Origin of the sequence: Candidatus Syntrophocurvum alkaliphilum (assembly GCF_009734445.1) — a bacterium.
In the GTDB taxonomy this organism is placed as follows: Bacteria; Bacillota; Syntrophomonadia; order Syntrophomonadales; family Syntrophomonadaceae; genus Syntrophocurvum; species Syntrophocurvum alkaliphilum.
The window spans coordinates 1,830,433-1,856,139 of record NZ_CP046457.1; the positions used below are offsets into that span (position 1 = coordinate 1,830,433).

Genomic DNA, 25,707 nt, shown 5'->3' on the forward strand with positions numbered 1-25,707 from the left:
TAGTTACTTTTTGCAGCAGTATCAATTTAATTTTGAATTCTTAATTTTTAATTGAGGTTGGAAAACTTACGTTTTCCTTATTATATATAAGATATGTGCTCTGCAAGCCCTTGTAAAACTAAATCATATTGAAGCGCAGGGAATTAATTCTATGATACATATAATATTAAAGGAAACAATAGTTTCCTTACCTTAATTAAGAATTAAAAATTAAAAATTAAGAATTAAGAATAAGTCAGTGTAAGTCTGTCCCGTCTGTGTTTGTCAGTGTCTATTTTAAGTGTCTGCGTCTATTTCTTTTTCCGCTTGCGCGTTTTTTTCTTCGGTGGATTTTGGAGTTCTTTTATCACATCTCTTAACTGGGCAGCTCTTTCAAAATCCAAGTCTTCTGCCGCTTTGCGCATTTCTTGTTCTATCTCCTGTACTAGACGGTCTCTTTCTTCCTTGCCTAGCTCACCAAAATTAGAAATATCATACTCTCCAGGTTCTTCGGCTACAGTGGCTTCAATTGCCTCATGAACAGCTTTTTTAATACTCTCAGGAGTAATGTTGTTTTCTTCATTATATTTAATTTGCTTTTCCCTACGCCTATTAGTCTCATCTATAGCTACACGCATTGAATTAGTTATATTATCGGCATACATAATAACTTTCCCCTCAACATTACGTGCAGCTCGTCCTATTGTTTGTATTAGTGATCGTTCTGAGCGTAAAAAACCTTCCTTGTCAGCATCAAGTATAGCTACTAAGGCTACCTCGGGTAAATCAAGACCTTCTCTAAGTAAATTGATTCCTACTAAAACATCAAATACTCCAGATCTTAACTCTCTTAATATCTCCATTCTCTCCAGTGCATCTATATCAGAATGCATATACCTTACCTTTATATTAGCATTAGAAAAATAATCACATAAATCCTCAGCCATTTTCTTAGTAAGTGTTGTTACTAACACTCTAAAGCCTTGGTTTACTGTATCATGTATTTCATTAATTAAATCATCTATCTGGTCTACTGTTGGCCTTACATCCACCTCTGGATCGATTAACCCGGTGGGGCGAATAATTTGTTCTACCACCTGTAAACTTTTTTCCAGTTCATAATCCCCCGGTGTTGCACTTACATATATTGCTTGATTAATCTTTTCATCAAACTCATCAAACTGTAGTGGACGGTTATCTAAAGCTGAGGGTAATCTAAAACCAAAATCTACTAGGTTTTGCTTCCTAGACCTGTCCCCACCATACATACCTCTAACTTGAGGTACAGCTATATGAGATTCATCCATAAATAATAAAAAGTCCTCTGGGAAAAAGTCTATCAAAGTATACGGAGGTTCTCCGGGAGCACGTCCTGTTATATACCGTGAATAGTTCTCAATACCTTTGCAAAAACCTACTTCCTTAATCATTTCTAAATCATATCTAGTTCGTTGCTCTATCCTTTGTAGTTCTAAGAGTTTATCTTCCTCTTTAAACTTTTTCATTTGCATTTGGAGTTCTTCTTCAATTTCATCAGCTGCTAATAGCATTCGGTCACGTGTTGTTACAAAGTGAGATGCCGGAAATATAGTAACATGCATTCTACGTCCAAAAACCTCACCAGTTAAGTAGTTAAACTCGATAATTCTATCTATCTCATCTCCGAAAAATTCTACTCGTATGGCATTTTCTGATGTTGAAGCCGGAAATATTTCTACAACATCTCCCCTTACCCTAAAATTGCCTCTATCAAAAGCCAAATCATTACGTTCGTATTGGTTTTCTACTAATCGTTTTAAAAGATCATCTCTAGCTATCTCCATTCCGGGGCGAAGAGAAATCATCATTTCAAAATAATCTTTAGGTGAACCTAATCCATATATACATGAAACACTGGCCACAATAATTACATCCCTTCTTTCAAGTAAAGATGCTGTAGCCGAGTGTCTTAGCTTGTCTATCTCATCATTAATAGAAGAGTCCTTTTCTATGTAAGTATCGGTATGGGGTACATAAGCTTCTGGCTGATAATAGTCATAATAGCTAATAAAATACTCCACCGCATTATCTGGAAAAAAACCCTTGAATTCAGAATATAACTGTCCTGCTAAAGTCTTATTTGGTGCCATAATTAAAGTAGGCCTTTGCAATTCCTGAATAATTTGCGCCATGGTAAAAGTCTTCCCTGAACCAGTTACCCCTAAAAGCGTCTGATCCCGATTACCATTTCTTAACCCCTTTACTAATTTCTCAATAGCCTGTGGTTGATCACCAGTAGGTTTGTATTCAGACCATAATTTAAATTCAGCCATAATCTCTACCTCCTTTTCAAGGCTGGACCAAGGTGAAGCAGGGCGGCTGGTGAAACAGGGGACGGTTCTTTGTTTCATTTTGATGAAACAAAGAACCGTCCCCTGTTTCACCCCCACCTGTTTCACTCGCTGCACCGTGTCCTGCGCCTGCATTAGAATTTTTCTGGTTTAGTTTCTGCAACAAGCTCTTCTCTTATTTTGTTTCTCTTTTTATCTAGTCTTTCAAAGTCCATAGCAACTGAGTATATCTTTTTGAGCTCTTTAAGTGCATTATTAGCACCTTCAAGTTTTATTTGACCATTTTTTATTTGGGCTTCATAGTTACGTAATGCTTCACTAGTTTGAGTTTCTACAACAAATGGATCATAATCATCATCTAAATACTCCGACATATCTATTATTGAATCCCATGGATTAATAGAAATCTCTATATCGCCAGCATCTATTAATGCAATTTGCATATCTCTTAAAATTAACATTACTATACTTTCTACTTGAAATCCACAATGATAGTATTCCAGTAAACAACCTCTTTTTTTAGCTTCTTGTGCTAATTCATTAATGATTGTAGATTTGCAACTACCAGGAGGGCCTTTGAAAATAAAACGCTTCTTACAATAAGCACTTATTTCATCTACATAGTTTACCACTCCTTCAGCAGTAACAGCACTAGCAAAATAATGCTTTTCCTTAGATCTATTGCTAAATATTTTATCATTTAACTGCTTTAGTAAAACCTCTATTTTCTCTAGATTTAAAGAGTTAGATGTAGCTCTTTTTATTTCCTCCTTAATTTCCCCTGCCTTTTTCATTAATACAGCTGCTTCATTGTTTAAATTAATCATTGAATCAACTAATTCTGTAATAGCTTTTTTGTTATGTTTAATAGCATCCCTATCCCAATAATCTCCTAAATAAATCATTTCTTCTTTTGCCCCTGGGTACTTTGGATCTATAGGTACTGGCAAGCTACCGTTTATTACTGCCACCTCCAGTTGCGGAATATAAACTCCATCTGGACTCAAAGGATCTACTGCTGAAATCCAGAATTCGATTTCATACCCCTGTTCTGCCAAAGACTCGCCTAGTAACCTAATAAAGGTTGATTTACCTGATCCTGCTGGACCTTTTAAAATATACACTTTTGTTAACTCAGCAATTAGTTCTGGTATAAATGTATAATAACCTTGGATTGTATTACTACTTGTAAATACATATCCAATTCTACCCCTATTATTGCTCACCTTATTTCCCCCTTTTTAAACTCACAATCTCTTAATTAATATATTCAGAATATGAGTAAAAGGTTAATGCTTTTGTTAAGCAAATTATAATAAAATAGGGTAAAACAGGGGACGGTTCTTTGTTTCACTTTGCAAAGTGAAACAAAGAACCGTCCCCTGTTTCATCTAATTCATTTTCTTACTTTTTTAATTTTCTCCAATACTTTCTCACGGTTTTAAAAATACTATCATCTTGTAGAACCATATAGCGTTCAGCATGGTATTCGGGGACTGGTATAATACCTAGTTTTTCGCGGGCAGATCTGTAGATTGATACTTGTTTATATTTATTATCTCTTAATAACTCAATATTAATATTAGTATAGCTTCTCTCTAGTAAGGCCTCTAAAATATATCTATTTTCTACAAGTTCACCATTTAACTTAACTATAACATCTCCACTTCTAACACCTGCATTATAAGCTAAACTATTAGGAAGTACATCTAGTAATTTTACTCCATAAGGTGATTTTACATAAATAGGCTTGCGATTTACTTCTTCTCTCATTCCAAGCCAAATTATAAATTCGTGTCCTAAGGGTCCAAATAATGCAGCTAATAAAATAAATGGTGCATAATCAGAGGCTATTATAGCTAGCAACAATAATATGAGACTATAGCCAAATAAATTTAACGCAGACTTTCTAGCCGCTTGGCGCGGTGTTCTAGTAGTAGCTATTTCTCCATAGCCCAAAACTGCAACAACAGGTATAAGGGTAAAAACTTGATTTTTTATTGTACTAGGTCCTTCTAATAATGGCCACCAATCTGGCATAGCTAAACCACCTGCGGCCCCAGGCTCAACAACTCCTCCCATTCCAATAAGAGCTATTAAAGGTAGTGGCCAAAACTTTTGCAGGTTAAAACCACCTCTAAACTCATCATTTTTTTTCGCATATACCGGTACTGGGTTTAAATGTCCATTAAGCAAAATCAACAAGCTTTCAACCATATGAAGTACTGCTATAAGTCCCATGAGTTGAGGTACATTAACCTCTGGAAAACCAAATAAAATATTAGAAATTGCTAATATACCACCTGCATAAGCAAAGCATAAAAACCTAGGATTTATACTCATTAATAAAAGAGCAATAACCCACAAATATAATATTCCTATGCCAGTTAAATCTATACCTAGTAAAACTAGCAGTATACTACCAAATATTCCACCTAATAATCCAAATAATGTTGAAACAAATGCAGAACGCACATAAATATTATACTCTACATTAAGTATTCTATCGGAAATCTGATATATTTTTCGGTATTGCCACAAAACAAGAATAAAGATGAGAAAATAAATAGAAAGATAAAGAGGTGATTTGAAAGTTTCTAGCATGCTTTGTGCCATCATTGTTAATACTGCAGCAAAAAATTCCAACTTTTCACCCCCGCTAATTTGCATGTGAATTAAATGAAGGAAGCATAGGGACGGTTCTTTTGCTTCCTAAAAAGGAAGCAAAAGAACCGTCCCTATGCTTCCTTCGCGCTTCCTGCCTCCGTGCACTATGTCACTATGCACTATGTCACTATATAGCTTTATTATAAAAGTTGTTGTTTTAGAACTTCTTTAGCTCTTTTTAGTTGTAGATCTTCTTCAGCAGTATTTTCTACTTGATAATCTGGGTTTATACCAATTTCATGTATGTCAGTTCCTTTAGGAGTATAGTATTTTTGAGTAGTTAGCTTTAAAGCACCACCATCATTTAAAGGATAAACTTTTTGAACCAATCCTTTGCCAAATGTATTTTCTCCAACTAACACTGCACGTCCATTATCCTGTAATGCTCCTGCTAAAATCTCTGATGCACTAGCACTATTTTGATTAACTAAAACAACCATTGGAATATCAGTATTATTACCTGGTGCAGCACGAAAAACTTCTTTTTGACCAGTTGCACCTGCTACACTAACGACCTCATCTCCATCAAGAAAATAATCACTTATATAAATAGCAGAATCAAAATCTCCCCCACCATTATTTCTTAAATCTAGGATCAAACCATCTATTTGATCTTCACCTAATCCATTAATACTCTCTGCCATTTCTTGGGGTGACCTTGAATGAAATTGATTAAGATGTATATAGCCTATTTTAGGCACATCATGTATAATATCATCCTCTACAGAAGGTACATTTATAATTTCTCGCACTATCTTAAATGTATATTCTTCCGAATCTTCTGGGCGGAAAATCTCAATTTCCACCTGAGTACCCGGATCTCCTCTCATTAAAGCTACTGCCTGATCTTGAGTCATGTTTTGAGTAGTTTCCCCATTAATACCAATTATAATATCCCCATTTTGTATACCTGCTTCAGCTGCAGGGGTACCTTTAATAGGTGAAACAACTGTTAAGTGCCCTTCATCTGGATCTTGCAGTAAATAAATCCCGATACCGCCAAACTTAGCATCAAGCTTTATATTCAGTTCTTCCCACTTTTCTTGACTTAGATATTGAGAGTACGGATCTTCTAAGGATTCTACAATCCCTATTGTAGAGCCTTGAATCATTTGACTAAACTCAATATCATAAAGTGACTGGGTTTTAATTAATCCCACAACACTTAATAAAGTTCCAAACCCCACTAGATTGGTTATTAATAATAAAATCAATCCAAAAAAACTAAGAACTCCAAATGCTGAGAAAAATATATTTACACCTTTTAAAAATTTGTTATCTTTCAATATACGCACCACCATAATTTATTGTATTATCTATGCATACTTAATATGTTACCGTAATCGCAGTATTAACACAAAGAATTTTTTTATACTTTTCTTTTTCTACTCTTTTATTATTTGTTTGTATTAAAAAAAGAACTGGAACTAATTCAAATATTATCTCCAGCTCTTTTAATTTTTAGTAATATTTTTTAGTACAAATAAGGAATTGGGTCAACATGACTTCCGTTTTGCCTAACTTCAAAGTGTAAATGAGGCCCTGTAGACATTCCGGTTGATCCTACTTTTCCTATAAGCTGTCCCTTAGAAACTAGCTGGCCATCACTCACTAATAACTGGCTTTGATGAGCATATAATGTTGAAATTCCACCACCATGGTCTATAATAATTGTTTGACCATAACCACCTTGCCAACCAGAGTAAATAACTCTTCCATCATCTGCTGCAACTATATCAACACCTTGTGGTGCACCTATATCTATTCCTGTATGCATCCTATTAGTACCTAATACCGGATGAAATCTTTGACCATATGGTGAAGTAATATGAGTCCATCCTGGGGTAGGCCAAGTCATTATTCCTGTCCCTAGTACATCGTCCCCCTGTACACTTCTTATCATTTGCTCTAACTGGCGTGATGTTGCTTCTAATTCTTCTATTACTTTTTCATAATTTTCTCTCTCACTTTGAACACTACCCAAAAGGTTTTTCTTTTCATCAGCCTGAATAGCTAACATCTCTTTTCTCGCTTCTTGTTCATTTTGTATTCGCACTAACTCATTACGCTGGACTTCCATATCTGCTTTACGCATATTAAGTTCATTTTGCTTTTTGTTTATAGTTTCAATAAGTTTAGAATCCTGTTCAATTATTCTATTTAACATATCATAGCGAGTTAAAAAATCCTTTAAATCACTAGCATTTAATAAAACCTCTAAATAAGAAATATCTCCACGTTCATAAAGAAACACCAAACGTTCGTTTAGATACTCTGTTTGTTCCTCTAATTCCTCTTCAAGCAGTTCTATTTCTTCCTCAGTTTTAACAATACTTTCTTTAATGTGTTCTATTCTACTTTCAACTCTGCGCAATTCATTTTCAGTACTCATAATTTCCTGCTCAATTCTTTGAATCTGCCCAGTAATAGTGCTTTCCTCTTGTAAAATAGATTCTAATTGACTCTGCTGCTGTTGTATCTGTCGGCTGACGTCACGGAGCTCTCGTTGTTTTTGTTCTATATCATCAGCATAAACCGGCAATATAACAGTCATCATGAAACAAACCATTAACAATATTGAAAATATCTTTTTCGTTCTCTCCACTCCTACTTTCCTCCCATAAATTGATTCATCATGTAACGATTACCAATAAATTAATTCATAATTGATTATGCTTCCTAAACAACCATATTAGAATAATCGACAATATCTAATTTATTCTTTAGACATCCATGAAACGATTTATAGAAATTGTCGTTCCTAAAATACCTAATAAGACTCCAGCGCCTACTAGAGCAGCATACATAGCCAATAACTCACTAGGATCTGTCATTAATGGAATAAAGAGCATAGCTGTATTTACATTGCTAATTAAAGCTCCATATCCTGTTGCTAATATAGCTATAGCTAATAAAGATCCAAAAAGCCCTAGTAGTATGCCCTCTATAAAGAAAGGCCAACGTATAAACCAATCGGTAGCACCAATTAATTTCATTAAATATATTTCTTTACGCCTTGCATATATTGCCAACCTTATAGTTGTAGCTATTAAAAATACCGCACCAAAAGCAAGTAGTATAATAATGGCTGTACTAATCGTTCTAACCCAGTTGGTTACACTAAATAATCTCTCTACAACACCTTGACCATAATTAACCTTTTCAATAGCAGTCATAGAAGATATCTTTATAGCTAAATCTGGAACCCCATGTGGATCCTTAGCTTGAATATGAAAAGAATCTGGCAAAGGGTTCTCTTGAAGTGTGCCTACTAAATCAAAACCGTCTCTACCCACTCTTTCCTGCAGATAATCTAAGCCTTCATCTTTAGATACAAAAACAACTTCTTTTATTCCATCTATTCTTTCAAGTTGTGAACTCACCCTTGAGATTTCTGTTGAAGTTGATATAGAATTCTCCAAATAAGCAATAATTTCAACATCAGACTCAAGTTGTCCCATAAATTTATTAGCATTAACACTTAATAGTACAGCTACACCTAAAATAAGTATGCATATAGCTACTGTTGATACAGTTGCCAAGCTTAAAATACGATTTTTAAAAAGTGACTTTAAAGCTTCACGAAAAAAATAAGTTAAATTTCTTAATCTCATTAGATAAACTCCCCAGTCGGTCTATCTTCAACCACCCGACCGTCCTCTAGCATTACTACACGTTTCCGTGCGCTCTTGACCAGCTCCCTAGCATGTGTAGCCATAATTATTGTCGTTCCTTTGCTATTAATATCATATAATAGATCCATAATTTCATTAGATGTATTAAAATCTAAATTGCCAGTTGGCTCATCAGCTATAATAATCAAGGGACGATTAACAATAGCTCTAGCTATACCAACCCTTTGCTGTTCTCCACCTGATAATTCGTCAGGTAAAGAAGTCTCCTTACCTTTTAAGCCTACCTGTTTTATAACCTCTGGAACTCTATTCTTAATATCATTTTTGCTTGAACCAATTACTTCCATTGCAAAAGCAATATTTTCAGCTACAGTTTTACTTTCTAGAAGCTTAAAATCTTGAAATACGACTCCCATATTTCTCCTTAAGTTAGGGATCTCGCTTTTTTTCATTCTTACAATACTTTGTGAAGCTATAAATATCTGTCCTCTAGTTGGCATTTCTTCTCTAAACAGCAACTTTGTGAGAGTTGATTTACCGGCACCACTTGAGCCCATAAGGAAAATGAATTCTCCACGATCTATCTTTAAGGAAATATCATTCAATGCTTTTACACCATTAGGATATATCTTGGAGACATTGTAAAACTGAACTAACATTTATCTCCCTCCAATAAAAAAAACCACCATATAGGTGGTTCTACAAATATATTGCTTTTTCCTTTTAAATTTCTATATATTTTTTAGTAAATTAAGGGTATTTTCAACTATTTTATCAGTTGAGAGACCATAATGTTTTAAGAGCTCATCTGGAGTACCTGATTGTCCAAAAATGTCCTTTATGCCCATTCTATGTACTAAAACCGGACATTTTTCACTAACTACTTCACATACTGCACTTCCTAATCCTCCAATTACACTATGCTCTTCAACAGTTAAAATAGCTTTTGTTTCCTGAGCTTTTTTAATTATTAAGTCTTGATCAATAGGCTTTATGGTATGCATATCTATAACCGAGGCTTCTATCCCCTGTTGTTTTAAAATATCGGCAGCCTCTAAGCATTTTGCCACCATTATTCCACAGGAAATTAGTGTTACATCTTTTCCACTCCGTATTTCAATACCTTTTCCAATCTTAAAATCTACATTCTCGTCATGTATTACTGGAACCGAAGGCCTGCCAAGGCGTAGATAAACTGGACCTTGGTGGTCATATACGGAAAAAACAGCTTTTTCTGCAGTAACTCCATCTGCAGGAACAACCACAGACAAGTTTGGTACACTTCGCATGATAGCTATATCTTCAACTGATTGATGGGAGCCTCCATCTTCTCCTACAGTTATTCCTGAATGAGTTGCACTAATTTTTACATTTAAATCTGCATAGGCTATTGAGTTGCGCACTTGTTCAAAGGCTCGTCCTACAGCAAAAATAGCAAAAGAACTAGCAAAAACCACTTTGCCTGTTGTAGCTAAACCCGCTGCCATGCCTATCATGTTTTGTTCTGCAATACCAGCATTTATAAATCTCTCTGGAAAAGCTTTAGAAAATTCTGCTGTTTTTGTAGATTTAGACAAATCTGCATCTAAAACTACAACATTATCATGCTTTTCACCTAGTTTAACCAAAGCCTTACCATAAGCCTCTCTCGTTGCTTGTTTCGCCACCAAATATCCCCCTTACTTACTGCGTAATAATTTTTAATTTTGAATTTTTAATTCTTAATTATTGTAAGAAAAGCTTTCGCTTTTCTTTTGATCACATTAAATGCGATTTCTTTTGCTAGTTATGTCGTTAGCCTGAAGTCGATGCAAAGCACCGACAAAGTAATATATTAAAAGAAACGGCAGTTTCTTAACCTTAATTAAAAATTAAAAATTAAGAATTAAGAATTGATAAGTTATGCCATTAACTCTTCAAGTGCTTTTTCCACTTCTTCTTTTTTAGGTGCTACACCATGCCAGTCGGCTTTGTTTTCCATGAAGGAGCACCCTTTGCCTTTAATAGTATTTGCAATTATTGCTGTGGGTTTTCCTTTGTTATCACGGCTAGTATTTAAAGCCTCCATAATACGCTCATATTTATGCCCATCAATTCCTATTACATGCCATCCAAATGCTCTGAATTTTTCAGCTATTGGTTCAGGTGACATTACTTCGTTTATGGGACCATCTATTTGCAATCCATTATAATCCACGAAAGCTGTTAAGTTTTCTAATTTGTAATGAGAGGCTGCCATACAGGCTTCCCATACCATTCCTTCCTGTATTTCACCATCACCTAAAAGAGTATAAACTCTATAGTCTTTTTTATCTATTTTTCCAGCTAAAGCCATACCAACAGCCCAAGATATACCTTGTCCTAATGACCCAGTAGAAGCTTCAACACCAGGTAGCTTTTTCATATCAGGATGACCCTGTAGTGGGCTACCTAACTTTCTTAAGTTTTTTAATTGTTCACTAGGAAAGAAGCCTTTTTGAGCTAAAACAGAATAAAGAACAGGAGCAGCATGCCCTTTGCTTAAAATAAAACGATCTCTATTTTCCCACATAGGGTTTTTGGCATCTATGTTCATTTCCCAAAAATACAAACAGGACACTATGTCAGCAGCTGACAATGAGCCACCAGTATGACCAGAACCAGCCTGTCCCAACATCTCAATTATATCCCGCCTTATCAAACGAGCTTTTTCTTTAACTAATGAAATCGAAGTATCATTTATTTCTCTCAAGACAATAGCCTCCCTAATTATTAATTTTGAATTTTGAATTATGATTCCACTGCAAAAAGCTAAACTTAGAGTATGGAATCGGCTGAGCAAACATGTTTATCACGCCACTCATCGGTCTTTACCTTCATTTTAGCTTAGCACTTATTATCTAAAATGATTTTTTATTTTAACAACAGAAAAAATTGTGCCAGCTATAAGTAAGCCTGAAGTCGGTGCAAAGCACCGACAAATAAAATATAATAAAAGAAACGGCAGTTTCTTAACCTTAATTAAAAATTAAAAATTAAAAATTAAAATTAAGAATTCCTACTCATAAGTTGAGCATTTATAAATTCGTCTATATCTCCATCTAGAACAGCTTGGGCATTGCCTATTTCGACATTGTTTCTATGATCTTTTATTAGTGTAAACGGGTGTAGGGTATAGGTTCTGATTTGACTTCCCCATGCTATTTCTTTATATTCTCCCTTAAATTTCTGGAGATTATCCTCTAATTCCTGTTGTTTTAGTTCATATAGTTTAGCACTTAAAATCTTCATTGCACTGAGGCGATTAGAATGTTGGGAACGTTCGTTTTGACATTGAACAACTATACCGGTTGGAATATGGGTTATTCTAACTGCAGAATCAGTTTTATTAACGTGTTGACCACCTGCTCCGCCAGAACGATAAGTATCTACTCGTATTTCATCAGGATTAATTTTTACTTCAACTTCTTCACTGATTTCAGGCAATACTGCTACTGACGCAAAAGAAGTATGTCTTCTACCAGATGAGTCAAATGGAGAAATTCGTATTAACCTATGTACTCCTTCTTCACATTTTAGCTTACCATAAGCATACATTCCTTTTACTAAGAAGGTAACACTTTTAGTACCTGCCTCATCCCCGGCAAGATAGTCTAATATTTCTACATCATAGCCAGAACGTTCAGCCCATCTAGTATACATACGTAAAAGCATTTCCACCCAATCCTGAGCTTCAGTTCCACCGGCACCAGCATGTAAGGATACAATTGCATCTGCTTTATCATGTTGGCCTGAAAAAAGCATTATTAGCTCAAAATCACGGAACCTCTTATAAAAGTTTTCTAAATCTTTTACTGTTTCTTTATAAATCTCCCTTTCTTCCTCAAACTCAGACATTTCCAGCATGTCTTTTATATAATTAGCCTCATCCCATAGGCCCTCATATTTATTAACAATTTCTTTCAGTTCACTTATCCTTTTTAAAACCTTTTGCGCTTGTTGAGTATCATTCCAAAAGTCTTCTTTAAATGTTAGCTGTTCGTTTTTCTCTATTTCCTGTTTTCGTGTTTCGATGTCAAAGAGACACCCTCATTTCTTTCAAGGTTTCAATTATTTGGGAAATGATTCCCTTAGGTTCTTCAAGCATAGCCTCATCCTCCAAAATCTTAAAAGTTACTAAATATTCTATCACACAAGAAACATAGCATATATTTTTTGAAAATGGCAAGTTTTTATATGCAAACAACCATAACATTTTTTCATACTAATTTTTCTATTATTGTGCTTACTCTTAATTAAACACTAATAAATAGCAAATTCACAAGACTTAATCCCAGCTTTTTATTTTTTACTCTTTTTATTATAACTTAAAGTTATTTGACTTATAACACTCCACTATTGTAAACTAACAAAAATTTTGTCTTAAAGGGGAGAGGAAAAATGAAGAAAAAAAGTTTTGTAGTCCTACTCATTATTACATTTCTTGCATCTACATTATTAATAGGATGTGGATCTGACAGAGCAACCACTATTGATGCTGGTGGTTCTAGTACATTAGCACCTATTGTTACTGAATGTGCGGAAAATTTTAAGGAAGAATTTGTTACTTGGAATAATGTTGATCCTAGCTTTCCAGAAGAACCAATCTCTGTTTTAGTTCATACTGGTGGCTCAGGCTTTGGTATTAGTTCGACTTTAGACAGTACTTTTGATATTGGAATGGTTGCTAGAGATTTAAGAGAGGAAGAAGAAGAAGGCTTAGCTGATGGTAATGTTGTACAAATAGGTGCAGATGTATTAACAATAGCTGTTAATCCAAATAACCCCATTGTTGATGTAAAGCCTGATTTAACTAAAGAAGAAATCAGAAGCATATTTGCTGGAGAAATTAAAACCTGGAATGAATTAGATTCAAATTTACCAGATACCAATATAATTTTAGGAGTAAGGGATTTAGGTGGAGGAGCTAGCCAGATTTTTGATGATGCTATTATGCATGGAACTCCTATATCTGATGAAGCATTACAAATAGGTTCAATGCCTGCTCTGGCATCTAAAGTAAAAGAAAATGAAAATACTATTGCTTATGTTTCTTCAGGCTTAGTAAATCAAAATCCAGATGAAATAACAGCATTAAGTGTTGATGGAGTTGCTCCTACTATTGAAAACATTAATGATGGATTATACACAATAGGTCGTCCTTTATTATTAGTAACTAAATCTGAACCAAGTGCTAAGCAACAAGCTTTCATAGATTATTTGCAAACTGAAAGTGCACATGAAGTTATAACAGATTTAGGATATATACCATCTAATTAACCAGTGTTAAATGTGGTAGAGAGTATAATGATATACTCTCTCCACTTATTTTTGTAAAGAGTGTGGGGATAAATGCTACTGAATAAACGTTTTTTTGATAAATCATTCAAAATAACCTCTACTATAATTGCATTATTATCAAGCTTAATATTAGTCGGTGTACTAGTATATATATTTCGTGAAAGCTTGCCAATATGGCAAATAGTTGGCCCAATTTCTTTTATAACTGGCACTGTTTGGAGTCCAGTCTCTGACCCACCTAGTTTTGGAATTGCTTCAATGGTTGTCGGTACTTTATGGGTAGCCTTTGGTGCACTACTTATTGCTGTACCACTTGGCTTTAGCTGTGCTATTTTTCTAGCGGAATTTGCCCCTAATTGGATTGCAAACATATTGCGCCCAGTATTAAATATTCTAACAGGTATACCCTCCGTAGTTTATGGCTTTTTAGGGGCAGCAATTTTGGTAAGGTTTTTTGAAAATGCCTTTGATTTAGCTAGCGGTGAATCGCTTTTTTGTGCTTCCCTAGTACTAGCTATAATGGTAATACCATATATTGTAGGTATTTCAGAAGCAGCTATAAGATCTGTTCCTGATGAATATCGACTTGCAGGTAGGGCATTAGGAGTATCAAAACCTTATACAACTATTAAGATTCTATTACCTATGGCTAAAAAGGGCATGTTAGGCTCTGTTGTTTTAGCATTTGGTCGTGCAGCTGGTGAAACCATGGCTGTTTTAATGCTAGCAGGAAATGTACTTAAATTTCCTTCATCTTGGTTTAGCATGGGAGAGCCTTTACCTGCTCTAATTGCTTTAGAACTAGGGAGTAGCGCACCGGGCACTATGCACTATCAAGCATTGTTTGCAGCAGGCTTAGTTTTAATAACATTTGTTACTTTAGTAAATATACTTATTAATCGTATGATTAAAAATAATATGAGTCAGGTGAATAACTCTTGAGAGTAAGAAAAAGTTTAGACCGATTATTAATATTAGCATTCTGGGCATCAGGTTTACTATTACTTGCTGTTTTAGCAGGTATGCTTGCCTATCTATTTATTAGAGGTGGCTCTAGCTTAACCCTAGACTTTATTAGAATGACTCCTGCTGGTTCACCTGTGGGGTCAGAAGGCGGAGTATACCCAGCTATAATGGGAACTATATATTTAGTTATTATTGCTCTAATTACATCATCTATTCCCGGAATTATAACCGCAATATATTTAACTGAGTATAGTAAACCTTCTCGCCTACGTGATAATATTGAAATATTAATTCAATCTATGGCAGGGGTCCCCTCAATTATAATAGGTCTTTTTGTATATGCTCTATTTGTTGTACAAATGGGTTGGGGAATGTCTTTGTTTGCTGGTGGTATTGCATTAGGAATAATGATAATTCCAGTTATAGTAGTAAGCACCCGTGATGCTCTGTTAGCTGTAAATATTGAATATCGTTTGGTAGGTTTGGCAATGGGGGTTTCATCTGCATATCTACTATTTCGAATTATAATTCCTCAAGCATGGCCGGGAATTCTAAGTGGAATTTTATTAGCAATGGGGTATGCCGCTGGTGCAACAGCTCCCATTATGGTAACAGCAGCTGCTGTTTCTGCCCCAGTTCCAGGTAGCTTATTTGAACCAGTAATGGCTCTGCCATATCATTTATATATATTATTTAGTGAAAGTATATCTATGGATAATGCTTTTGCAACTGCTTTACTATTAGTTATTATTCTGTTAATTATTAATGCTTTAGCAATGTTTTTAAACTCCTACCAAAGAAAGCTGAGGGAATAAAAAGTGAAAGCTATCGAAATTAAAGATTGGAACAGCTGGTATGGACATCACCATGTATTAAAAGATGTCTGCCTTGAGTTTGACAATAATGCCATTACTGCTATTGTTGGTCCATCTGGTTGTGGGAAAACAACTCTTTTAAGAAGCCTAAACCGAACAGCCGAGATTGGAACTACCTTTAAATGCAAAGGAGAAATATTAGTTGCGGGAGAAAATATTTATAGTTCAACTAATGTTGAAAAAGTACGCAGAAAAATTGGATTGGTTTATCAAACTCCCATAGCTTTACCTTTATCAATTAAAGAAAATGTCCTATTTGGTCCGCGTTATTATGAAGAAAGAAATAAAAAGAAGCTAAACGAAATATTAGAATCCTGTTTAATACAAGCAGCATTATGGGATGAAGTAAAAGACAATCTTAATAAGCCAGCTTCCCATTTATCTGGAGGCCAGAAGCAACGCTTATCTATTGCACGTGCTTTAGCTGTAAATCCTAAAGTTTTGTTATTAGATGAACCTTGTTCTAGTCTAGACCCTAATTCAACCCATCTGATAGAACAACTAATTATTGAGCTTTCTAATAATCTTCCCATAGTTATTGTAACTCATAATTTATTTCAGGCCCGTAGGGTAGCAAATGAAACTGTTTTTATGCTTGATGGAAAGATAGTTGAAAAAAATAAAACTGAAGCGATGTTTACTAGCCCACATGAGGCTGAAACCAAAAAATTCTTTTCTGGTTTAGTAGGATAGTAATTTTAAATAGTAATTGGCTGAGCAAACATGTTTGCTCAGCCTTAAGTTTGTTATAGTTACTTTTTGCAGCAGAATCATATTTAAATTTTTATATTCTACTCATTTCGCCCACAGCATTTTTTATATTTCTTACCACTTTCACAAGGGCAGGGGTCATTGCGGCCTATTTTAGGACCTTTTTTAACTGGTTTATTTTCGGTAGCACCTTCACCTTGGTTTTCAAATGTTTTGCGCTCTTGTTGTTGTTCTACTACTTTAACTCTGAGGATAAAGCGTACTACATCCTCTTTTAAACTGTAAATCATATCTTGAAATGCTTCAAATGCTTCATATTTATATTCAACTAATGGATCTCTTTGAGCATAGGCTCTTAGCGAAATACCTCCACGCAATTGGTCCATCGCATCAATATGATCCATCCATTTATTATCTATCATTCTTAGCATTATAGCTTTTTCTATTTCTTTCATGGCTTCTTGCCCGAGTTCTTCCTCGCGCGCTTCATATAAAGCATAGGTTTTTTCCTTCAAAAGGTTCTTTACTTCTGTTTGATTCAATCCCAAAATATCTTCTTTAGTAAAGTCAACAACAGGAAGAACATGCTGCTCTACATAAGTAAGAAGTCCGTCTAAGTCCCACTCATCAGCATATCTTTCCTCCCCAGCAAAATTATCAACCACTTGGTTAATAACGTCCTCTATCATTTCTTTTATAGTATCCTTTAAATCATCACCATAAAGCACCTTATTGCGCTCGCCATAAATTACTTCACGCTGTTGATTTATAACATCATCATACTCTAAAACCATCTTACGAATACTAAAGTTGCGACTCTCAACTTTTTTCTGGGCATTTTCTATGGCTCTTGAAATCATATTGTTTTCAATTGGCATATCATCATCCATACCTAGTTTATCCATTACACCTTCTATATTAGATGAGCCAAACAAACGCATTAAATCATCTTCTAATGATACATAAAATCGTGATTCCCCTGGATCTCCCTGACGACCAGAACGTCCTCTAAGCTGGTTATCTATACGTCTAGATTCATGTCTTTCAGTTCCTAGTACATATAGTCCACCTAATTCTTCTACTCCTTCACCTAAAACAATATCTGTACCTCTACCAGCCATGTTAGTAGCAATGGTTACTGCCTTAGGCTGTCCAGCATCAGCTATTATCTGTGCTTCTTTTTCATGATGCTTAGCATTTAGCACCTCATGCTTAATACCTTTTTTAGTTAACATCTGACTTAATAATTCCGAGTTCTCTATAGATATAGTACCAACAAGAACTGGTTGACCTTTTTTAGATCTTTCTTCTATATCCTCTATTACTGCATTAAATTTACCCTTTACAGATCTATAAATATAGTCAGACTTATCCTTCCTAACCATAGGCCTATGGGTTGGTATTGCTAAAACTGTCATACTGTAAATATTAGTGAACTCTTCTTCCTCAGTTTTGGCTGTACCAGTCATGCCGGATAGTTTATCATACATTCTAAAAAAATTCTGGAAGGTAATAGTAGCTAGGGTTTGGGATTCTTTTTCAATTTTAACCCCTTCTTTAGCCTCAATAGCCTGGTGCAAACCATCACTATATCTTCTACCAAACATAAGGCGACCTGTAAACTCATCTACTATTACAATCTGCTCTTCTTTAACCACATAATCTCGGTCTTTTCTCATTAAAAAGTGAGCCTTTAACCCTTGGTTTATGTGGTGGGCTAACTCCATATTTTCCGATAAATTTTCTACATCAAAAAATTCTTCCGCCTTTTTTACCCCTTCTTCAGTAAGTGTTACCACATTAGTTTTTTCATCCATTATAAAATCTTCTTCCATTTCTAATCGGGGCATAAATTTGGCTATTTGATAATAAAGAGTTGTAGGTTTATCTCCTTCACCAGATATAATTAAAGGTGTTCTAGCTTCATCTATTAAGATAGAATCAACCTCATCTATAATGGCATAATTCAGATTTCTCTGAACCCTATTCTCAGGATTTATGACCATATTATCACGCAGATAATCAAAACCTAGTTCATTATTAGTAGCATAGGTAATATCACAATTATAAATTTCTCTTCTAGTAGTGTTATCAAGCCCATGCACTAATGCTCCAACAGTTAGTCCACAAAACTCATACACTGGACGCATCCAGTCCGCGTCCCTTTGAGCTAAATAATCATTAACAGTTACTATGTGAACCCCTTCGCCTGTTAGTGCATTAAGGTATGCTGGTAGTGTAGCAACTAAGGTTTTACCTTCACCGGTTTTCATTTCAGCAATCCTACCACTATTAAGCACCATTCCCCCTATTAGCTGTACATCAAAATGGCGCATTTCAAGAGTTCTTTTAGATGCTTCCCTTACTATTGCAAAAGCCTCTGGTAAAATGTCATCTAGGTTTTCACCTTCATCTATCCTTTGGCGAAACTCTTCCGTTTTTTTAGGAAAGTCTTCATCCTTTAAAGACTCAAACTTAGATTCAAGAGCATTTATTTCATCTACCCTTTTCCTAAGTCTATTAACTTGTTTTTCATTATCATCTAATAAATTTTGCAAAAAATTTCTTATCATATTTCTTTTTGACATAGCCTAACCTCTCTCCAAAAAAAGAGGAACCTATAGGCCCCTCTAGTTTTTTCTACTTTTTTTATTTTATCATTTTTTGTAAGAAGTGTTCAACTAATCAAAATTTGGTTCAATTAAACCATAATTACCGTCAACTCTTTTATATACAACATTTACCTCTTCTGTTTCGGCATTGAAAAATACAAAGAAACTATGTCCTAATAGGTTCATCTGCATTATAGCTTCCTCTTCATCCATTGGTTTCATGGCAAATCGCTTGGTTCTTACAACTTTAAACTTTTCTGTTTTGTCTTCTTTGTTTAACTCTTTTTGAATTTCTTCTTGGATTCCTTGTTTAAGCCCTACTCCTCGATGTCTTTTGTAAAGCTTCGTCTTGTGTTTTTCAATTTGTTTTTCGAGCTTATCAATAACCTTATCTATAGAAGAATACATATCATCTGTGGCTTCTTCTCCACGAAGAATTACACCATTAAGAGGGATAGTTACTTCCACCTTATGTCCTTCCCCTTCTACCGATAGAGCTACCTGCGCCTCCTTTACATCATCAATATATCTTTCTAATTTGGAAAGCCTTTTAGTGGTATAGTCCTTCAAAGCGTCTGTGAGGTCAATATTCTTTCCTCTGATATCTAATTTCATATAACCACTCCTTTCCGATATTATTTATTATATTCTACTTTATATATTTTAAATCCTTCTACCCAAAAAGTAGTTAATTTATAATTTATCAAATTGTAATTATATTATACAAAATTTAGTAATGATTCCACTGCAAAAAGCTAAACTTAGAGTATGGAATCAGCTGAGCAAACATGTTTATCACGCCACTCATCGGTCTTTACCTTCATTTTAGCTTAGCACTTATTATCTAAAATGATTTTTTATTTATACTTAGCCGTGATCTGTGCACCACGCCTTGCTACTTAAGGACTTAGATAAACATGTTTGCTCAGCCTTAAGTTTGTTGTAGTTACTTTTTGCAGCAGAATCAGTAATAACTTTTCACCAAAAAAATAAAACCGGGCTTAAAAAGCCCGGTATATATATTCCTTATAACCTAATACGATGCTTGTCTTTGCTGTTGGAAACAGTCCAAACAGAAAACAGGTCTACCTTCTACAGGTCTAAAAGGAACTTGGGTTTCGGCTCCACACTCAGCACAAACTGCATCATGCATTTCACGAGGAGCTCTGTTGCCGCCACCACCGCGGTTGTTACGGCGATTGGATCTGCAATCCTTACAACGCTTAGGTTCATTTTCGAAACCTTTTTCATGATAAAATTCTTGTTCACCTTCAGTAAAAGTAAACTCTTCTCCACAGTCTTGGCAAATTAATGTTTTGTCTTCGAACATCTAAAAAAATCCCTCACTTTAGTAGTTTTTTTGCCGGTACTTACCGGCACTCTAAGTTTATTATATACCCTTAAATGAAAAATAGCAAGGAACAACCAAAATTATCCCTGCTTTTCTTAATTTCACTACGAAAAGGTGAAACTTATTAGTTCTTTTCTTTATTTTGATTCATTGATTTATTATAGGCACTTTTTGCCTGTTTATTACTAGCTTTGGGGGCATTTGATGCACCTGTACCTAAACCACTTCTAATAAATTTTTCATTTTCCTTATCAACAATACTTATCTCTCTTAAAATATCTCCAGTTTGCGCTATAATATTTTTTAATTCTTCATACTGATTACTATCTAGCTTTTCATGTAACTGACTAAGAATAAAGCTTGACATGTTAAGCTCATCAACTATTTCATCCTGTAAAATTTTATTATGCTGATTTAAAACAATAATCTCATCTAGACATTCAGTACGCTTTAGCAATAATGCTTCTACTTCCTTAACATCCGTAGCTTCTGTTTGTTCAAGCTGCATTTTAGCATAATAAAGCATCTTAGCATATAAGTTTTGCTGATTTCTAAAGTTTTCTATACACTTGTTAACCATATCTTTTATTTGTTGATTACTTTTTGCACCCAAACCATTCATTCCTTAAATTTATTTTTTTTGATCAAAAAACCATCCATCTGTTGAGAGATTTTCATAAGTATAAGCTTTATGTGCTTTTTTGTTTTCTCTCACATTTGTAAGTTTGTCTTTTAATTTTAAGAATATTTCCTGCATCAGTGCATTAGCCTTTTCATCTACAACCTTTATATCCATCATAATATCTTTTATAGCATTATTATTAGCTATTATTTCATCATATAAATCAGCAGAAGAGTTGTCCTTCAATTTGCTATCAGCAAAACTTGAAATATCATATTTTTCTTGTAAATAATCCCGTGATTTTTCAATCTTTCTAATTACTTCCTGACGATCAGCTAGGATCTTAGTTATTTTTTCACTTAACTTTTCATCAAGATTATCTTTTTGTTTTTCTTCTTTTAATAATTTATAGAGCTCCATAGTCAAATCACATAATTGATTATAGAGCTCTATTTCATTTTTTTGGACATTAGTAATTTCTAAAATATCCATGATTAATTATCCCTTTATACTCAGATTAGAAGGCTGGGCATTATTTGAAGCAGATGCACTATTGGTTGCATTTATTGCTTCCTGCCAAGCCCCCCTAAGCTCAGACAGCAACCCCTTAACCTCTTCTAATGGCTTGACATCCTTGTTTATATTAGCTTCTACTAACTGATTACGCATATATTCATAAAGACTAAATAAGTTATTTGATATCTCATAATCCATATTTAATGTAGACATTAATTCTACTATTATATCTTGAGTTTTAATAATCGATTGATGAGCTTTATTATAATCTTTATCTTCAATCTCTTTTTGAGCATTAATTATATTTTTCACCGCACCATCATAAAGCATAAGCAATAATTTTCCAGGAGCAACTGTCTCGACCTTTGCTTTTTTATAAGTATTATATGCTTGAAGACTAGCATTCATAGTCGCTATTCCTCCTTAGTTCTAAAGAGTTGATTATGTGTATACATATTATATCGTATAATTATATAAAAAGTTTAGCACTTCTTAGGACTTTTTGGGTTAATTTGCTAGGACTATAATGAGATAAAAAAAGACTATTAGTATTATATTATGTAGCTACACAATTTCATCTACCAAAAAGCCTACTGCATCATCTAGTATTTCCTGTATATGTGCCGCAAAATCAAGTAGCTTTTCTGGTGGAATTTCTCTTATTATCTCTTCTGTCATAGAATCAATCATTTTTACATGAATACGCTCACTTTCTTCATGTACATTAAACTTAATATTATAATCAGAAATCTTAAATGCTTTATTAAGTTTATCCGTAGCTTTAGTCAAATTATCTAATGTAGGTTCTAACTTACTTGTGCTATCTTTTGTTTTATCAGCTATTGATTTGTTTTCAGATTTGTTATTCATCTTAACTTCCTTTTTAATAGGATTATCAAAGGCCTTCCCTTGCCCTTCAACACGCATTCCCTTTCCCCCTAATATTTTATTTGTATTTATTATCGTAATTTTATAAACATATCTTTAATAATCTAAACTCAAAAAACATTACTGGATATTTTTACAACTTTAATGAAAAAATAAAATATATAGTTAATTTAAATCTCCTTAGGAGGTGATCTTTTTCGATGTAATTTCTCATGGTCTTTGGGGTGGGGCTTTATTTGGATGGAGAAAAAACTATTGGTGGGCCTTTGGTTTTGGGGTAATGCCTGATATCCTTACATTTGGCCCCTATGCAATCTATCGTTTATTATCTGGTGATTTAGCCTATGGTAGACCTGCTATCGGTGACTATCCACCGTGGCTATTTACCATGTACGATATAACTCATAGCCTAATAATCGCAGGAATAATAGTATTTATCCTTTTTAAACTAGTTCCACCTATAGGCTATGCTTCATTAGCATGGATATTACATATACTTATGGATATCCCATCTCATAGTCATGACTATTTTCCTACTCCATTTTTATATCCTATAAGTGACTTTACTGTTGATGGGTTCTATTCAATATACATGTGGGGAGTTAACTGGTTTTTACTTATAATAGTTTATACCTTCTTTTTCTTACAAAAACGATCACAAAAATCCAAAGCCAAGTAGTTGGTTTCACTGCGAAAAACTAAACTTAGAATCGGCTGAGCAAACATGTTTTTTGTAGTTACTTTTTGCAGCAGAATCAGTAGTTTTAAAATACCCTATTGTCTTGTTAAGAAGGTGACAGGCATAATAATAAAATGTTAACATTATAATATTATGGCTTTGTTTTTCAATAAAAAGCAGGAGGTTGATTTTTTATGAATAGTGATTTACAACGAATAATAGACCTCATGAAAAACTCGAATAACACTGTGGTAGTAACCGGTGCTGGTATCAGTACCGAAGCAGGCATACCCGATTTCAGAGGGGAAAATGGGATATACCGTCAATTAGGCGAAGACCAAGTAATGGAGATAATTAATATTGATTATTTTCGTAATTTCCCAGATAAATTTTATTCCTTCTATCGTGAACATTTCAACTACCCAGAAGTAGCTCCTTCTGATGCTCGTTATGCTTTAGCGGATTTAGAGCAACATGGATATGTGAAAAATATTGTAACACAAAACATTGATAACCTTCACCAAAAAGCAGGAAGTAAAAATGTAATTCCTATACATGGAAATGCTGAAAGATTCAAATGCCTGGGTAGAAGGTGTGGCAAATTATATGATAAGCAGTACTTTTTAGATAGTGTTGAACAAGTACCTAAGTGCTCTGAATGTGGCTCTATTCTAAAACCTGATGTAATTTTATTTGGCGAAAATATATATAGCTATATGGATGCAGCTGATTCTATAATGTCAGCTCAATTACTAATAGTTATAGGATCATCATTAACTGTTTATCCATTAGCAGGCTTTGTCAATCATTTTTGTATCCTTACTCAAGACTTAGTGATAATAAACAGAGGATCAACTGCATTAGATCACTCAGCTCAGGTAAAGCTAGACACCACTGGCACTACTACTAGTGAAATATTAACTGAAATTTGTAATCAATTAGGAATAGATTCATTTTAAAATTAACTTATAACAAAGCAGCTTTTTGCATCAGAGTCCTTTCGTACTTATTACAAAAAAAGAGCGAACAGAGAGTGTACTTCTGTTCGCCCCGGAGAAGTCTCCTAAAACAGGGGGAATAACTGAATAATAGATTTTTTGGAGATCTGTGATAAGTTTTACTTCCAACATAATAAATATGCAAATAATATGCCAAATATGCATTTATAAAAAACCGCAGTCAATAGGCATTTTAGCTATAATAACACTTTAATGTTGGTGCAAAGTCGCAACGCCTTGTTGCATTTTTGTAAATTAAGCACACTTAATTTGCTGTTAAACAAAGAAAATAAAGGGAAATATTGTGTTGCATAAATGCAATGAAGAAGCGGTGCTAAACACCGCTTTTTATTATCCTCTATCCTCGAACATCAATCTTACCACCAATATGTGGGTGTACTGATTGCTCCATAGCCTTTACATTATCCATAAGCTCAGTCAACATTTCACAATTTTGAGTAGCAGTATCCATAGCCATTTTTAATACAGAAACACTAGCAGACTGCTTAAGTTTTGACTCATTTAGCGATATAGATAAAGCCGCTACATCCATTATCCCACTCCTTTATGACAAAATATATGGCTTTATAGTTTTCTCAATCTCCTTTTTCCATTCCTGAAATGCAGGTAATAAACTTGACTTCATAAGTTCTAAACCCTTTGCAGGTTCCTTATTCTCATAGGTTGCTACCATTTGGTCAACTGAATCACGCATTTTTTGGCTTTTATTTTCCAAATTGTTCTCTGGAAGTTTTTCTAGCATAGGTTGCATTGCACTTTCTATGGAAGAATATCCTACAACAAGATCATTAAACATCATAAGGGTTTCTTCAAATTTTCCTTCTTCAGTCTTTAGTTTTACTTGCTCTAAACCACTGTCCATGGTTTCTAATAATTCTAAGATTCTTACTATTACTTCATAATACTTTTCCATAATAAATATACCTCACACACCTTGTAAAAATATTCTAAATAGATAGTTCTTATTTTTCTATAAAATTAATTATCTCCTATAGTATGTATCATCGTTTTTGATGCTTTCTCCAAATTGTTTAGCTAATTTATTAAATGATTTAATTAATCCTAACATACTAAATAATAGTCCTAAAACTGTTATAGCTAATAAACTTAATAAAAATGCAAATCCATATTCTTTATCAAGTAAAAAATAAACTGTCCCTGCTATACCAATTATTATTATAAAAGACATCAATATTTTTATTACTAGTATTATCTTTTTATCAATAGCAACATCAGGCTCTTCCTGTGACGGTTCTCTTTTATCATCAAGGGGTTCATCTTCTAGGTGCGAATTTAGCCTGAGCTGATTCTGATTATTATCATCATCTTGCTTGACTTCTTTTTTTCCATTCTGCTTAATGCTAGTATGTGCATTAACCTTAGCCATCATAAACATAATTGTACCAGCTACTAAAAGTCCAACACCAGCAGACATAAGTATTATGGTAGTCATATAAATCCATCCTTATAATTATTTATACCCATTTTACTACCCTTAAATAAAGTATATCACACCCGCAAATTACATGAGTAAAACC

26 protein-coding genes are annotated in these 25,707 nt (G+C 34.2%); 6 read left to right on the plus strand and 20 right to left on the minus strand.

What is annotated here, in order from left to right:
- Positions 1 to 290: 290 nt before the first annotated feature.
- The 10 genes from uvrB to prfB all read right to left on the minus strand — a co-directional run bounded on the left by uvrB (position 291) and on the right by prfB (position 12,737).
- The gene (gene uvrB / locus SYNTR_RS08815) at positions 291 to 2,291 is read right to left on the minus strand and encodes an excinuclease ABC subunit UvrB (protein WP_156204169.1); all 2,001 of its coding nucleotides are present in this window, start codon (positions 2,289 to 2,291) and stop codon (positions 291 to 293) included.
- 152 nt (positions 2,292 to 2,443) lie between these two features.
- Positions 2,444 to 3,535 carry a hypothetical protein gene (locus SYNTR_RS08820; protein ID WP_156204170.1) on the minus strand — a complete coding sequence of 364 codons (1,092 nt, stop codon included), beginning with the start codon at positions 3,533 to 3,535 and terminating at the stop codon, positions 2,444 to 2,446.
- 178 nt (positions 3,536 to 3,713) lie between these two features.
- Positions 3,714 to 4,955: a PDZ domain-containing protein gene (locus SYNTR_RS08825; protein WP_156204171.1), complete on the minus strand. Its 1,242-nt coding sequence runs from the start codon at positions 4,953 to 4,955 to the stop codon at positions 3,714 to 3,716.
- A 161-nt stretch (positions 4,956 to 5,116) separates the two neighbouring features.
- A complete protein-coding gene (locus SYNTR_RS08830) occupies positions 5,117 to 6,271 on the minus strand; it encodes a S41 family peptidase (RefSeq protein ID WP_243140281.1) in 1,155 nt (384 codons plus the stop codon).
- 179 nt (positions 6,272 to 6,450) lie between these two features.
- Positions 6,451 to 7,581 carry a murein hydrolase activator EnvC family protein gene (locus SYNTR_RS11740; RefSeq protein ID WP_279285949.1) on the minus strand — a complete coding sequence of 377 codons (1,131 nt, stop codon included), beginning with the start codon at positions 7,579 to 7,581 and terminating at the stop codon, positions 6,451 to 6,453.
- Positions 7,582 to 7,699: 118 nt separating this feature from the next.
- The gene (ftsX, locus tag SYNTR_RS08840) at positions 7,700 to 8,590 is read right to left on the minus strand and encodes a permease-like cell division protein FtsX (RefSeq protein ID WP_156204173.1); all 891 of its coding nucleotides are present in this window, start codon (positions 8,588 to 8,590) and stop codon (positions 7,700 to 7,702) included.
- A complete protein-coding gene (gene ftsE, locus SYNTR_RS08845; protein ID WP_156204174.1) occupies positions 8,590 to 9,270 on the minus strand; it encodes a cell division ATP-binding protein FtsE in 681 nt (226 codons plus the stop codon). Before ftsE ends, ftsX begins: the two co-directional genes overlap by 1 nt.
- Positions 9,271 to 9,342: 72 nt before the next feature.
- Positions 9,343 to 10,281: a transketolase family protein gene (locus SYNTR_RS08850; protein WP_338140456.1), complete on the minus strand. Its 939-nt coding sequence runs from the start codon at positions 10,279 to 10,281 to the stop codon at positions 9,343 to 9,345.
- A gap of 230 nt (positions 10,282 to 10,511) precedes the next feature.
- Positions 10,512 to 11,342, minus strand: coding sequence for a transketolase (locus SYNTR_RS08855; RefSeq protein ID WP_156204176.1), 831 nt, complete (start codon positions 11,340 to 11,342; stop codon positions 10,512 to 10,514).
- A gap of 296 nt (positions 11,343 to 11,638) precedes the next feature.
- Positions 11,639 to 12,737, minus strand: a protein-coding gene (gene prfB, locus SYNTR_RS08860) for a peptide chain release factor 2 (protein WP_243140174.1) whose coding sequence is annotated in 2 segments (ribosomal slippage) — positions 11,639 to 12,667 and positions 12,669 to 12,737 — 1,098 coding nt in all. Because the reading frame shifts where the segments join, the coding sequence is not laid out codon by codon here.
- Positions 12,738 to 13,030: 293 nt separating this feature from the next.
- Here prfB and SYNTR_RS08865 point away from each other — a divergent pair.
- The 4 genes from SYNTR_RS08865 to SYNTR_RS08880 all read left to right on the plus strand — a co-directional run bounded on the left by SYNTR_RS08865 (position 13,031) and on the right by SYNTR_RS08880 (position 16,464).
- The gene (locus SYNTR_RS08865) at positions 13,031 to 13,909 is read left to right on the plus strand and encodes a phosphate ABC transporter substrate-binding protein (protein WP_156204178.1); all 879 of its coding nucleotides are present in this window, start codon (positions 13,031 to 13,033) and stop codon (positions 13,907 to 13,909) included.
- Between the two features lie 72 nt (positions 13,910 to 13,981).
- A complete protein-coding gene (gene pstC / locus SYNTR_RS08870) occupies positions 13,982 to 14,872 on the plus strand; it encodes a phosphate ABC transporter permease subunit PstC (protein WP_156204179.1) in 891 nt (296 codons plus the stop codon).
- Positions 14,869 to 15,711: a phosphate ABC transporter permease PstA gene (gene pstA / locus SYNTR_RS08875; RefSeq protein WP_156204180.1), complete on the plus strand. Its 843-nt coding sequence runs from the start codon at positions 14,869 to 14,871 to the stop codon at positions 15,709 to 15,711. Before pstC ends, pstA begins: the two co-directional genes overlap by 4 nt.
- A gap of 3 nt (positions 15,712 to 15,714) precedes the next feature.
- On the plus strand, positions 15,715 to 16,464 hold the full coding sequence (locus tag SYNTR_RS08880) for a phosphate ABC transporter ATP-binding protein (protein ID WP_197079085.1): 750 nt from the start codon (positions 15,715 to 15,717) through the stop codon (positions 16,462 to 16,464).
- Between the two features lie 98 nt (positions 16,465 to 16,562).
- On the opposite strand, the gene secA is transcribed toward SYNTR_RS08880, so the two are convergent.
- The 7 genes from secA to SYNTR_RS08915 all read right to left on the minus strand — a co-directional run bounded on the left by secA (position 16,563) and on the right by SYNTR_RS08915 (position 22,510).
- On the minus strand, positions 16,563 to 19,070 hold the full coding sequence (secA, locus tag SYNTR_RS08885; RefSeq protein WP_420885501.1) for a preprotein translocase subunit SecA: 2,508 nt from the start codon (positions 19,068 to 19,070) through the stop codon (positions 16,563 to 16,565).
- A gap of 93 nt (positions 19,071 to 19,163) precedes the next feature.
- Complete coding sequence (gene hpf, locus SYNTR_RS08890) at positions 19,164 to 19,709, minus strand: ribosome hibernation-promoting factor, HPF/YfiA family (protein ID WP_156204181.1); 546 nt, start codon at positions 19,707 to 19,709, stop codon at positions 19,164 to 19,166.
- 418 nt (positions 19,710 to 20,127) lie between these two features.
- Positions 20,128 to 20,424 (minus strand): zinc-ribbon domain containing protein, encoded by a 297-nt coding sequence (locus SYNTR_RS08895; protein WP_156204182.1) that lies wholly within the window; start codon positions 20,422 to 20,424, stop codon positions 20,128 to 20,130.
- Between the two features lie 145 nt (positions 20,425 to 20,569).
- Positions 20,570 to 21,067 (minus strand): hypothetical protein, encoded by a 498-nt coding sequence (locus tag SYNTR_RS08900; protein WP_156204183.1) that lies wholly within the window; start codon positions 21,065 to 21,067, stop codon positions 20,570 to 20,572.
- A 9-nt stretch (positions 21,068 to 21,076) separates the two neighbouring features.
- The gene (locus SYNTR_RS08905; protein WP_156204184.1) at positions 21,077 to 21,559 is read right to left on the minus strand and encodes a hypothetical protein; all 483 of its coding nucleotides are present in this window, start codon (positions 21,557 to 21,559) and stop codon (positions 21,077 to 21,079) included.
- A 6-nt stretch (positions 21,560 to 21,565) separates the two neighbouring features.
- Complete coding sequence (gene fliS, locus SYNTR_RS08910; RefSeq protein WP_156204185.1) at positions 21,566 to 21,991, minus strand: flagellar export chaperone FliS; 426 nt, start codon at positions 21,989 to 21,991, stop codon at positions 21,566 to 21,568.
- Between the two features lie 156 nt (positions 21,992 to 22,147).
- Entirely contained in the window at positions 22,148 to 22,510 is a 363-nt protein-coding gene (locus tag SYNTR_RS08915) for a flagellar protein FlaG (protein ID WP_156204186.1), read from the minus strand.
- A 148-nt stretch (positions 22,511 to 22,658) separates the two neighbouring features.
- Between SYNTR_RS08915 and SYNTR_RS08920 the strand changes: the two genes are divergently transcribed.
- Complete coding sequence (locus SYNTR_RS08920; RefSeq protein WP_197079086.1) at positions 22,659 to 23,150, plus strand: hypothetical protein; 492 nt, start codon at positions 22,659 to 22,661, stop codon at positions 23,148 to 23,150.
- Positions 23,151 to 23,344: 194 nt separating this feature from the next.
- Positions 23,345 to 24,109, plus strand: a complete 765-nt coding sequence (locus SYNTR_RS08925; RefSeq protein ID WP_156204187.1) for an SIR2 family NAD-dependent protein deacylase — start codon at positions 23,345 to 23,347, stop codon at positions 24,107 to 24,109.
- 397 nt (positions 24,110 to 24,506) lie between these two features.
- On the opposite strand, the gene SYNTR_RS08930 is transcribed toward SYNTR_RS08925, so the two are convergent.
- The 3 genes from SYNTR_RS08930 to SYNTR_RS08940 all read right to left on the minus strand — a co-directional run bounded on the left by SYNTR_RS08930 (position 24,507) and on the right by SYNTR_RS08940 (position 25,622).
- Complete coding sequence (locus SYNTR_RS08930) at positions 24,507 to 24,701, minus strand: YjfB family protein (RefSeq protein WP_156204188.1); 195 nt, start codon at positions 24,699 to 24,701, stop codon at positions 24,507 to 24,509.
- 12 nt (positions 24,702 to 24,713) lie between these two features.
- Positions 24,714 to 25,082 (minus strand): DUF8042 domain-containing protein, encoded by a 369-nt coding sequence (locus SYNTR_RS08935; RefSeq protein ID WP_156204189.1) that lies wholly within the window; start codon positions 25,080 to 25,082, stop codon positions 24,714 to 24,716.
- A gap of 69 nt (positions 25,083 to 25,151) precedes the next feature.
- Complete coding sequence (locus tag SYNTR_RS08940; protein WP_156204190.1) at positions 25,152 to 25,622, minus strand: hypothetical protein; 471 nt, start codon at positions 25,620 to 25,622, stop codon at positions 25,152 to 25,154.
- Between the last annotated feature and the right edge of the window lie 85 nt (positions 25,623 to 25,707).

Bases quoted from the DNA above. Each gene is read 5' to 3' on its own strand.
- SYNTR_RS08865 (WP_156204178.1), top strand. From the start codon at position 13,031: ATGAAGAAAAAAAGTTTTGTAGTCCTACTCATTATTACATTTCTTGCA.
- SYNTR_RS08935 (WP_156204189.1), bottom strand. From the start codon at position 25,082: ATGGAAAAGTATTATGAAGTAATAGTAAGAATCTTAGAATTATTAGAA.
- SYNTR_RS08895 (WP_156204182.1), bottom strand. From the start codon at position 20,424: ATGTTCGAAGACAAAACATTAATTTGCCAAGACTGTGGAGAAGAGTTT.
- fliS (WP_156204185.1), bottom strand. From the start codon at position 21,991: ATGAATGCTAGTCTTCAAGCATATAATACTTATAAAAAAGCAAAGGTC.
- hpf (WP_156204181.1), bottom strand. From the start codon at position 19,709: ATGAAATTAGATATCAGAGGAAAGAATATTGACCTCACAGACGCTTTG.
- SYNTR_RS08925 (WP_156204187.1), top strand. From the start codon at position 23,345: ATGAATAGTGATTTACAACGAATAATAGACCTCATGAAAAACTCGAAT.
- pstC (WP_156204179.1), top strand. From the start codon at position 13,982: ATGCTACTGAATAAACGTTTTTTTGATAAATCATTCAAAATAACCTCT.
- SYNTR_RS08905 (WP_156204184.1), bottom strand. From the start codon at position 21,559: ATGGATATTTTAGAAATTACTAATGTCCAAAAAAATGAAATAGAGCTC.
- secA (WP_420885501.1), bottom strand. From the start codon at position 19,070: ATGTCAAAAAGAAATATGATAAGAAATTTTTTGCAAAATTTATTAGAT.
- SYNTR_RS08915 (WP_156204186.1), bottom strand. From the start codon at position 22,510: ATGCGTGTTGAAGGGCAAGGGAAGGCCTTTGATAATCCTATTAAAAAG.
- SYNTR_RS08900 (WP_156204183.1), bottom strand. From the start codon at position 21,067: ATGAATGGTTTGGGTGCAAAAAGTAATCAACAAATAAAAGATATGGTT.
- ftsX (WP_156204173.1), bottom strand. From the start codon at position 8,590: ATGAGATTAAGAAATTTAACTTATTTTTTTCGTGAAGCTTTAAAGTCA.
- SYNTR_RS08940 (WP_156204190.1), bottom strand. From the start codon at position 25,622: ATGACTACCATAATACTTATGTCTGCTGGTGTTGGACTTTTAGTAGCT.
- ftsE (WP_156204174.1), bottom strand. From the start codon at position 9,270: ATGTTAGTTCAGTTTTACAATGTCTCCAAGATATATCCTAATGGTGTA.
- uvrB (WP_156204169.1), bottom strand. From the start codon at position 2,291: ATGGCTGAATTTAAATTATGGTCTGAATACAAACCTACTGGTGATCAA.
- SYNTR_RS08930 (WP_156204188.1), bottom strand. From the start codon at position 24,701: ATGGATGTAGCGGCTTTATCTATATCGCTAAATGAGTCAAAACTTAAG.